The sequence below is a fragment of the uncultured Roseovarius sp. genome (assembly GCF_913057115.1).
GTDB lineage: Bacteria > Pseudomonadota > Alphaproteobacteria > Rhodobacterales > Rhodobacteraceae > Roseovarius.
The window spans coordinates 40,919-50,359 of sequence record NZ_CAJXNN010000027.1 but is presented as its reverse complement, the minus strand read 5'-3'; the positions used below and the strand labels follow the sequence as shown (position 1 = coordinate 50,359).

At 58.6% G+C, this 9,441-nt stretch carries 8 protein-coding genes; 6 read left to right on the top strand and 2 right to left on the bottom strand.

The features are described 5' to 3' along the window. Positions 1 to 1,183 (bottom strand): IS3 family transposase gene (locus QZ498_RS12090; RefSeq protein WP_294622568.1). Its coding sequence is split into 2 segments (ribosomal slippage), with 1,184 coding nucleotides annotated over them: positions 1 to 934 and positions 934 to 1,183; the frame shifts between segments, so codons are not numbered across the junction. This gene is flagged as partial in the annotation. A 259-nt stretch (positions 1,184 to 1,442) separates the two neighbouring features. Between QZ498_RS12090 and glmM the strand changes: the two genes are divergently transcribed. Continuing rightward, positions 1,443 to 2,786 carry a phosphoglucosamine mutase gene (gene glmM / locus QZ498_RS12085; RefSeq protein ID WP_294622567.1) on the top strand — a complete coding sequence of 448 codons (1,344 nt, stop codon included), beginning with the start codon at positions 1,443 to 1,445 and terminating at the stop codon, positions 2,784 to 2,786. A 310-nt stretch (positions 2,787 to 3,096) separates the two neighbouring features. Here glmM and QZ498_RS12080 read toward each other — a convergent pair whose 3' ends face one another. Continuing rightward, positions 3,097 to 3,777, bottom strand: a complete 681-nt coding sequence (locus tag QZ498_RS12080; protein ID WP_294622565.1) for an outer membrane beta-barrel protein — start codon at positions 3,775 to 3,777, stop codon at positions 3,097 to 3,099. A 256-nt stretch (positions 3,778 to 4,033) separates the two neighbouring features. Here QZ498_RS12080 and petA point away from each other — a divergent pair, with 256 nt between their 5' ends. The 5 genes from petA to QZ498_RS12055 all read left to right on the top strand — a co-directional run bounded on the left by petA (position 4,034) and on the right by QZ498_RS12055 (position 9,308). Beyond that, entirely contained in the window at positions 4,034 to 4,612 is a 579-nt protein-coding gene (gene petA / locus QZ498_RS12075) for a ubiquinol-cytochrome c reductase iron-sulfur subunit (protein ID WP_294622563.1), read from the top strand. Between the two features lie 12 nt (positions 4,613 to 4,624). Then, the gene (gene petB, locus QZ498_RS12070; RefSeq protein WP_294622561.1) at positions 4,625 to 5,947 is read left to right on the top strand and encodes a cytochrome b; all 1,323 of its coding nucleotides are present in this window, start codon (positions 4,625 to 4,627) and stop codon (positions 5,945 to 5,947) included. 16 nt (positions 5,948 to 5,963) lie between these two features. Beyond that, positions 5,964 to 6,752 carry a cytochrome c1 gene (locus QZ498_RS12065; protein WP_294622559.1) on the top strand — a complete coding sequence of 263 codons (789 nt, stop codon included), beginning with the start codon at positions 5,964 to 5,966 and terminating at the stop codon, positions 6,750 to 6,752. A gap of 119 nt (positions 6,753 to 6,871) precedes the next feature. Beyond that, positions 6,872 to 7,489: a chloramphenicol acetyltransferase gene (locus QZ498_RS12060; protein ID WP_294622557.1), complete on the top strand. Its 618-nt coding sequence runs from the start codon at positions 6,872 to 6,874 to the stop codon at positions 7,487 to 7,489. A 253-nt stretch (positions 7,490 to 7,742) separates the two neighbouring features. Next, positions 7,743 to 9,308 carry a cation:proton antiporter gene (locus tag QZ498_RS12055; protein WP_294622555.1) on the top strand — a complete coding sequence of 522 codons (1,566 nt, stop codon included), beginning with the start codon at positions 7,743 to 7,745 and terminating at the stop codon, positions 9,306 to 9,308. The last annotated feature ends 133 nt before the right edge of the window (positions 9,309 to 9,441 follow it).

Here is a 9,441-nt window from a genome sequence, read left to right as displayed (position 1 = left end):
GTCTGGTTTTCATATTCTTCGTCGTCAGTTTGGGCAAGCGCGCCGGGCGCGGAGCCCTCAAATTGCTCAAGCGTCCGACGCGCTTCTGCGGGCGTTTGATTTCCGATCGATGAGTGTGGTCTGACATTGTTGTAGTCGTAGCGCCAAAGCGCCAGCTTTCGACGTGCATCATCCAGGTTGTCGAACATCTCCTCGTTCAGAAGCGCATCGCGCAGGCTTCCGTTGAATGACGCGATGAAGGCATTCTGCTGCGGCTTGCCCGGGTCGATGCAATGCCACTGGACACTGTTGCCGTTAGCCCATTTCAGGATCGCCCGTCTGGTGAACTCGGTCCCGTTGTCGCTGACAATACTGGCGGGCTTGCCATAGACCCGGACCAGTGCATCCAACTCCCGCGCAACCCGGGCACCCGAGATGCTGGTATCCGCCATCAGGCACAGGTTCTCGCGGCAGCAATCATCGTTCACCGCCAGGATGCGGAACCGACGCGAGGCCCCGAAGGTGTCGGACAGAAAGCCCAACGACCAGCGTTCGCCCGGCCTCAGCGCCTCTAACATCGGTGTCCGAGAGCCACGGGTCTGTTTCCGGCCTCGTCGTCGCCTGACGCCCAGCTTCTCGTCGGTGTAAAGCCGATAGAGCTTCTTGTGGTTCCTGATCATCCCTTTGCGTTCCAACATCACCCCGATCCGCCGGTAGCCGAACCGGCGGCGCTTGGCCGCGACGGTTTTCATCTCCTTGCGTATCTCAGGGTTATCCGGCGGGCGTTCACGCCGTACCGTCTTTGGATCGACACCCCCCTCTCGGGACATTGCTTCGCAATGCCCTGCCGGGCAATGGACAAGTCGGCAGGCCCGGCGCTGCGAGATGTCATGATCCCGCATCGCCCTGAGCGCTGCCTCTCGCCGCTCAATCGGTGTCGTCAGTTCTTTCCCAGCAGATCCTTCAGAACAGCATTGTCCAGCATCGTGTCAGCGAGCAGACGTTTAAGCCGGGCGTTCTCGTCTTCCATTGCTCTCAGCTTCGCGACGTCGGACACCTCCATGCCGCCATATTTCGATTTATATTTGTAAAAGGTGCCTTGGCTGAGGCCGTGCTTGCGGCACACCTCCGCCGTCGGCATTCCGGCTTCCTGTTCTTTGATCATCCCGATGCTTTGAGCTTCACTGAAACGGCTCTTTCGCATTCGTTTGCTCCTTCGAAAGGTCGAGCAAACTCTACATCACAACGAGGGAAGTTTCGGGGGCAGGTCAGAACCCAAAAGCGGCTCACTTTTTGCTACTGGGGTTTATACCCTTTATGGGGGCTTCATGCGTTTCAAGCTCAAGCGGTACGTTATTGAGGCCAAAACGCGCTGCAGGGGTATAAGGGGATGTTGTTGCCGCGCGTTGCTTCCTTTAAGACATGCGTGCTCAGCACTCAAACTGTTGTGAGGGAATTTTGAAATGAGCCAAAAGACGTTGTTTGGTACCGATGGAGTGCGTGGCGAAGCAAATTCATGGCCAATGACGGCAGAAGTGGCTATGAATCTTGCCGCTGCGGCAGGGCGCTATTTCCGCCGCGACCAGCAAGAGCACCGCGTTGTGATCGGAAAAGATACGCGACTTTCGGGTTACATGATCGAGAATGCTCTGACTGCAGGCTTCACTTCAACTGGTATGAATGTTTTTCTGTTAGGCCCGGTTCCGACACCAGCGATAGGGTATTTGACGCATTCCCTAAGGGCGGATGTTGGCGTCATGATATCTGCTAGTCACAATCCGGCTGCCGACAACGGTATCAAGTTTTTTGGGCCCGATGGCTTCAAGCTCTCGGATGAGGCTGAGGCGGAGATCATGCGGCTTTTTAACAAAGGCGTTTCTCCTGCGAAACCTGATGCGATCGGTCGTGCCCGTCGTCTTGAGGATGCGAGAGGGCGCTATATTGAATATGCCAAAACAACCTTTCCGAGACGGCAAAGGCTGGACGGTCTGCGTATTGTCTTAGATTGCGCCAATGGTGCTGCCTATAACGCTGCGCCCAAAGTTCTTTGGGAACTGGGCGCTGAGGTGATCCCGATTGGAGTGTCACCGGACGGGTTCAATATAAACGAGAAATGCGGATCGACCCATCCGCAGGTTGCAGCGCAGCGGGTCTGTGAAACGCGCGCTGATCTCGGCATTTGTCTGGATGGGGATGCTGACCGAGTGATCCTGATTGACGAGCAAGGGGATATTGCCGACGGGGACCAGATCATGGGCCTGATCGCCGAACGATGGGCGGCGCAGGGTCGGTTGGCTGGCGATGCGCTCGTGGCGACGGTTATGTCCAATCTCGGGCTGGAACGTTTCCTAGAAGATAAAGGTATCGCGCTAGAGCGGACTAAAGTCGGTGATCGCTATGTGGTGGAGCGTATGCGCGAGGGTGGATTTAATCTGGGTGGCGAGCAATCAGGCCATATCGTTATGACAGATTATGCCACCACCGGCGACGGGTTGATCGGCGCGTTGCAATTCCTGTCGGCCATGGTCGAAACCGGCGACAAAGCCAGCAGCCTTACACGTGTTTTCACGCCGGTCCCACAAAAGCTTATCAACCTGAGGTATGCGGAACACAAAGCCCCTTTGGAGGAGGATGCTGTCCAGGCGGCCATCAAACAGGCCGAAGAACGACTTGGTCGGTCGGGGCGGTTGCTGATCAGGAAGTCGGGGACGGAACCATTGATCCGTGTCATGGCCGAGGCCGAGAACTTGGGTCTACTTGATGATGTTCTGGAGACAATTGTGAGTAAGGTGCGAGCGGCATGCTAGCGTGCAGTTTGTAACAAGCACCGAACCGAGCGGTTTCTTCGCCTTACGGCGGACGCCGCGCAAATTCACAGCTTTTGCTGGAAGCTACCAAGCTCATGGTGATCCCATAGGGACTCAGGGACGGCGGTTTTTTTATGTCGGTTTGACGTTTGCTGGCCGAGACGCATGGGGCGCCGCGAACCTTGTATCCCCGCTGACGCCTGAACTGCCCCGCTCGTAACCACGCATGAAAAACGGGGCGCGAACGCCCCGTTTTCGCGGTTGGCCTGAAACGCCGGGTCTTGGCTGCGGCACCTCAGGTCAAGTGACCTCAGAAACTGTAGCTGACGCCGAAATTGACCGCATGAGTCACGATCTCGGTGCTCAGCTTGCCCGCCGGGGTGCCATCAATGGTCAGGTCGTTGTCCGACCATGTCACCTGGTATTCGCCGAACAAGGCCCAATCCTGGTTTAGGTCGTATTTCAGGCCCGCAATCCCGCGCGCGGCGGGGCCTGTCACTTCATATCCGAAGGTCCGAACCGCACCGCCCGCAGTGGGCTGTGCATCGACATGCGGCATGGCAAAACCAAGGCCCGCACCAACGTAAGGCGTGAATTTCGGGGTTTTCGGGAAAGCCCCGGGCCAGCGTTTCATCACGTTGGCAGTGATGATGTTGTGCCCATCCGATAGCTCAAGGCGGTTCAGGCCAAGTGCGGCTTGGGATGCCGCGTCGGCATAGGCCTTGGCATGGGTCAGTTCCACGCTAAAGCCAAGGTTGTTGGCTGTCCACCATGTTGCGCGCGCACCATAGTAAAAAGGATTCTCAAGCGGCTTGCCTTCCCAGTCGACTGATTGGCTGACAGCTCCGGCGCCCGGGACCGTCCCAGAGGCCGTGCTGTCCTGTACGCTTTGCACACCCAGATAGAGGCTCAATTCCATTTCCGCCGCGGCGGGGGCGGCAATCATCGCCGCCACGCTGGCAGCAATCGCGGTTTTTGCAAGGCGTTTCATCGGCTGGACCTTCCAGTTGAACGGTTATCTCGGCGTCTGCTTACACCCGCCATGGCGGTGCCACAAGCGCGACACGTGGGCACGCGTGCGCGGTGTCGCAAGCGCGACACATCCGCACCACCTTCATTTCGGGCGCATTGCACACTGGACTGCCCTTCAAACCCCGGCTAAATAGCGCGCCAGAAGGCTTTTCAAATTTGGACGGCCTGCGAATCCGTATGTGGCCGGTCCCGGCTTTGAGAATGGAGAAAACCTCGTGTCCCACGCAGAAGATCACGAAGGCACCCGTAGGGATTTCCTCTACTACGCTACCGCCGGTGCAGGTGCCGTAACCGCAGGGGCCGCCGTTTGGCCGCTTGTGGACCAGATGAACCCCTCCGCAGACGTTCAGGCGCTCAGCTCGATCCGGGTTGATGTCGCGAGCATCTCGGAAGGAACCCAAATCACGGTCAAATGGCTGGGCAAGCCGGTGTTCATCCGCCGCCGCACCCCCGCCGAGATCGAGGAGGCGCGTTCTGTCGCACTCGATGATCTGCCCGACCCCATCGCGCGTAACAACAATATCGACGGCGAAGTTCCCGCCACCGATGAAAACCGTGCCCTCGATGAAAGCGGTGAATGGCTGGTCCAGATGGGCGTTTGCACCCACCTTGGCTGCGTTCCGCTCAACGACGCGGGCGATTACGTCGGCCCCGAGGGCGTCGGCGGCTGGTTCTGCCCCTGCCACGGCTCGCACTACGACAGTTCGGGCCGCATCCGCAAAGGGCCCGCGCCGGAAAACCTGCCGGTACCGGTGGCCGAATTCGTCGACGAATCGACGATCAAACTGGGATAAGGAAACGCGCAAATGTCCGGAATTCCGCACGATCATTACGAGCCCAAAACGGGCGGCGAGAAATGGCTTCATTCGCGCCTGCCCATCGTCGGGCTGCTCTATGACACCATCATGATCCCCACACCCAAGAACCTCAACTGGATGTGGATCTGGGGGATCGTCCTCACTTTCTGCCTTGCCTTGCAGATCATCACCGGCATCATCCTGGTGATGCACTACACGCCGCATGTCGATCTGGCCTTCGCCAGCGTCGAACACATCATGCGCAACGTGAACGGCGGCCATATGATCCGCTACCTGCATATGAACGGGGCATCGCTCTTCTTCCTTGCCGTTTACCTGCACATCTTCCGCGGCCTCTACTATGGCTCCTACAAGGCCCCGCGCGAGGTGACGTGGATCATCGGCATGCTGATCTACCTGATGATGATGGGCACCGCCTTCATGGGCTACGTGCTGCCCTGGGGTCAGATGTCCTTCTGGGGCGCCACGGTGATTACCGGCCTCTTCGGCGCGATCCCCTTCATCGGTGAACCGATCCAGACGTGGCTTCTGGGCGGACCGGCGGTGGATAACGCCACGCTGAACCGCTTCTTCTCGCTGCACTACCTGCTGCCCTTCGTGATCGCGGCGCTTGTCGCCGTGCACATCTGGGCCTTCCACACCACGGGCAACAACAACCCCACCGGTGTCGAAGTGCGCCGCGGCTCCAAGGCCGAGGCCGAGAAAGATACCGTACCCTTCTGGCCCTACTTCGTGATCAAGGACCTCTTCGCACTCGCCCTGATCATGGTGATCTTCTTTGCCGTCGTCGGCTTCATGCCCAACTACCTGGGCCACCCCGACAACTACATCGAGGCCAACCCGCTGGTGACCCCCGCACACATCGTGCCCGAATGGTACTTCCTGCCGTTCTACGCGATCCTGCGCGCCTTCACCTCGGATGTCTGGGTTGTGATGTTCGCAAGCTGGATCACCGGCGGCATCATCGACGCCAAGTTCTTCGGCGTTCTGGCGATGTTCGGCGCGATCATCGTGATGGCGCTGGCACCTTGGCTCGATACCTCGTCGGTCCGCTCGGGGCGTTATCGCCCTATGTTCAAGTGGTGGTTTGCGCTGCTGGTCGTGGACTTCATGGTGCTGATGTGGGCCGGGGCCATGCCCGCGGAACCACCTTATTCGACGATCTCGCTCATCGGTTCGACCTACTGGTTTGCCTACTTCCTCGTGATTCTGCCGCTGCTTGGCGTGATCGAGAAGCCGCAAGCCCAGCCCGAAACGATCGAAGACGACTTCGCATCGCACTACCCGAAATCCGGCACGCCGGCTGAATAAGAAAGGAAACGGGATAATGTTTAAGAAACTCGCGATTTCCGCAGTTGCCGCCCTGACCCTTTCGACGGGGGCCGCGGTTGCGGCGGGTGGTGCCGGTAAAGTCAAAGACGTCGACTTCTCTTTCGAAGGGCCCTTCGGGTCCTTCGATCAGAACCAGCTGCAACGCGGCCTTCAGGTGTACACCGAGGTCTGCGCGGCTTGCCACGGCCTGAAATACGTGCCGCTGCGCACGCTCTCGGACGAGGGCGGCCCACATCTGCCCGAAGATCAGATGCGCGCCTACGCGGCTCAATTCGAAGTCTACGACGAGGAGCTTGATGAGTTCCGCACCGCCAAGCCCACCGATCACTTCCCCGAGTCGAATATGGAAACCGCGCCGGACCTCAGCCTGATGGCCAAAGCCCGCGCCGGGTTCAGCGGGCCCTATGGCACCGGTCTGAACCAATTGTTCAAAGGTATGGGCGGACCGGAATACATCGTGTCGCTGCTCGAAGGCTATACGGGCGAGACCAAGACCCAAGCGGGCGTGACCCTTTACGAAAACACCGCCTTCCCCGGCGGCTGGATTTCGATGGCTCCCGCGCTTTATGGTGAGGATGTCGAGTATGCCGATGGCCATTCCAACAGCCTCAAACACGAGGCCGAGGACGTCGCCGCCTTCCTGATGTGGGCGGCTGAGCCCAAGATGATGGCGCGCAAACAGGCTGGCCTGACCGGTGTGATCTTCCTCACCGTTCTGACCGTGCTGCTCTATCTCACGAACAAGCGTATCTGGGCGCCGATCAAGGGCAAGAAAACCAGCTGAGTTTTCGCCAGGATATCAAGCTGAATGACCCCCGCAGGCCACCTGCGGGGGTTTTTTTGTTGCGCATCAAGAAACTGTCATATTGGCGGGCTACGGCGGCGGAAAAAGGACCAATCCCAATGCCCAAACTTTCCGCCACAACGCCCGCCATTCACCCTGAATGCGAGATCACCGATACCAGCTTCGGGGCCTATACCGAAATCGGTCGGGGCAGCCGCGTAGCGCATTCCGTGGTGGGCGATTACTCCTATTGCGACCGTTATTGCGACATCGCCAATGCCCGCATCGGCAAGTTTGCCAATATCGCCAGCTTCACGCGCATCGGCGCCACCGATCACCCGCTTGATCGCGCAAGCCTGCACCACTTCATGTATCGTTCCGCCAGCTATTGGGATGACGCCCAAGACGATACCGATTGGTTCGATCATCGCCGCAGTCGGCTGTCCTATATCGGCCATGACACCTGGATCGGGCATAATGCGCAAATCAAACCCGAGGTGACCATCGGCCATGGCGCTGTCGTTGCCTCCGGGGCCGTGGTCACGCGCGATGTGGCCCCCTATACCATCGTTGCGGGCCTTCCCGCGAAACCCGTTCGTGATCGCTTCCCGCCCGCCATCTCCGAGCGCCTCATTGCGCTTGCTTGGTGGGATTGGAGCCATGACCAGTTGCGCGCCGCGCTTGAAGACTTCCGTAGTTTCTCGGTCGAGGCATTCTTGGAGAAACATGGGGGGTGACCACCGACCCCGAAGTAAGTCGAGTATACACCGCTCGCCTTTGCAAGTGGGGGCGCTGATCGACTTTGCGCGCCGATCACTGGTGAAAACGCCCTTTGAATGAGTTTCTGAGTAAGCATTCAGCGCTCAAGCAATGGCACTCGGCATGTTTGTGTTGCCGCAACGCGTCTTTATTTGCAAAATCAAATACTGCGTCCCTACGCATTGCAGTCATTTGAAACCACGACACGAACAGTATCATTGGGATATTCACATGGTCTTTGAGGTTTTTGCCATCGGCGCGGCGTTTGTTTTTGGCTTGGCTGTTCGGCCGCTTGGCCTGCCGCCACTTGTCGGGTTTCTCGCCGCCGGGTTTTTCATAAATGCAATTGGCCCACGCTTTGGCATGCCATCAGAAACTGGGCCGATCCTCGATTATATCGCCAATCTTGGCGTTTTGATCCTGTTGTTCACCGTCGGGCTGAAGCTCAAACTTCGGCAGATTGGTGAACCGCATGTGATCGGGGTATCGCTTTTGCATTTCGCGCTCTCCGTGGTGCTGTTCACACCAATCGCGCGGTTGTTTTTTACGTCAGACTGGACGGTCGCGTTGCTCGTGGGGATCGGGTTGGCATTTTCGTCCACCGTGCTTGCGGCCAAAATGCTGGAAGCCAAGCGCGAAATGGGCAATTTCCACGGCCGCGCGGCCATCGGCATCCTGATTGTGCAGGATATCATCGCGCTCGTGGTGCTTGCGATCTTCTCGGGCAAGGTGCCGGGGCCTTGGGCGCTGTTGATCTTTGCCGTGCCCTTGCTGCGGCCCATGCTTTACAAGCTCCTTGATCTCGCGGGGCATGACGAAGTTCTGATCCTTGCCGGGATGGCACTGGCGCTTGTGATCGGGGGGTATGGTTTCGAGGTCATCGGCTTGAAGGGCGAGATCGGCGCACTTGTCATGGGGCTGATGCTGTCCAACCACCCCCGGGCCAGCGAATTGTCCAAGTCACTCTGGTCCCTGAAAGAGCTTTTCCTTGTCGGCTTCTTCCTGTCGATCGGAATGTCGGGCCTACCGGACTGGAATGCGATTGTATTCGCGGTGGCAATGGGCGTGCTGTTGCCACTCAAGGCGATCGCGTTTTTCTTCTTGCTCGTGGCCTTCCGCCTGCGCGCCCGAACAGCCTTCCTGACGTCGCTGGCCTTGGGGGTCTACAGCGAATTCGGGCTCATCGTGGCGGCGGGCATTCCGGCGGCGGAGCCGTTTCTTGTGCCGCTGGCCATCGCGGTTTCGGTGTCCTTCCTGATCGGCGCGCCTCTCAACCGTATGGCCCATCCGCTCTTTGAACGCTTCGAGACACAGCTTCAGCGTTTCGAGCGCAAGACCCGGCATCCCGACGAGCAGCCCACCGATTTAGGGGACGCGAATGTCTTGATCTTCGGGATGGGGCGAACCGGGTCCGCAGCCTATGAGGCCTTGTCCGGAAGCGGCCTTCGTCCCGTTGGGCTGGATGCGGATACCTACAAGGCAAGCGCCCATGCCGATGCAGGGCGCAATGTGGTCTTTGCCGATGCCGAAGACAGCAATTTCTGGAACGGTGTCACCCTTGATGGCATCAAGGCGGCGGTTCTGGCCATGGATGATTTGGAGGCCAAACTCATTGCGACGCGGACACTACGATCCAAGGGGTTCGCCGGGCCAATCGTAAGCCATGCCTTGCACGAAGAACATGTTGGAATGATCCAGGAAGCTGGTGCCAGCCGAACTTACTTGACCATGCGCGAAGCGGGACGAAGTTTGGCGAACCACGCGATTGAGGCATCGCGCGCGGATACCTCCACCTGACGCTGATTGGTCTCGGCAATTGTGCTTTGTTTGACGTTTGGGGCCAGACTTTCGTACGACCCGTACGAGGCCTTGGCCGAACACCCTGTTTTTGTACGAAACTCGCATGCAAAACGTACGAGTCGTACGCAGG

What these genes read in the sequence shown, in the direction of transcription:
- glmM (WP_294622567.1), top strand. Translation starts at nt 1,443, where the DNA reads ATGAGCCAAAAGACGTTGTTTGGTACCGATGGAGTGCGTGGCGAAGCA.
- QZ498_RS12080 (WP_294622565.1), bottom strand. Translation starts at nt 3,777, where the DNA reads ATGAAACGCCTTGCAAAAACCGCGATTGCTGCCAGCGTGGCGGCGATG.
- petB (WP_294622561.1), top strand. Translation starts at nt 4,625, where the DNA reads ATGTCCGGAATTCCGCACGATCATTACGAGCCCAAAACGGGCGGCGAG.
- QZ498_RS12065 (WP_294622559.1), top strand. Translation starts at nt 5,964, where the DNA reads ATGTTTAAGAAACTCGCGATTTCCGCAGTTGCCGCCCTGACCCTTTCG.
- QZ498_RS12060 (WP_294622557.1), top strand. Translation starts at nt 6,872, where the DNA reads ATGCCCAAACTTTCCGCCACAACGCCCGCCATTCACCCTGAATGCGAG.
- QZ498_RS12055 (WP_294622555.1), top strand. Translation starts at nt 7,743, where the DNA reads ATGGTCTTTGAGGTTTTTGCCATCGGCGCGGCGTTTGTTTTTGGCTTG.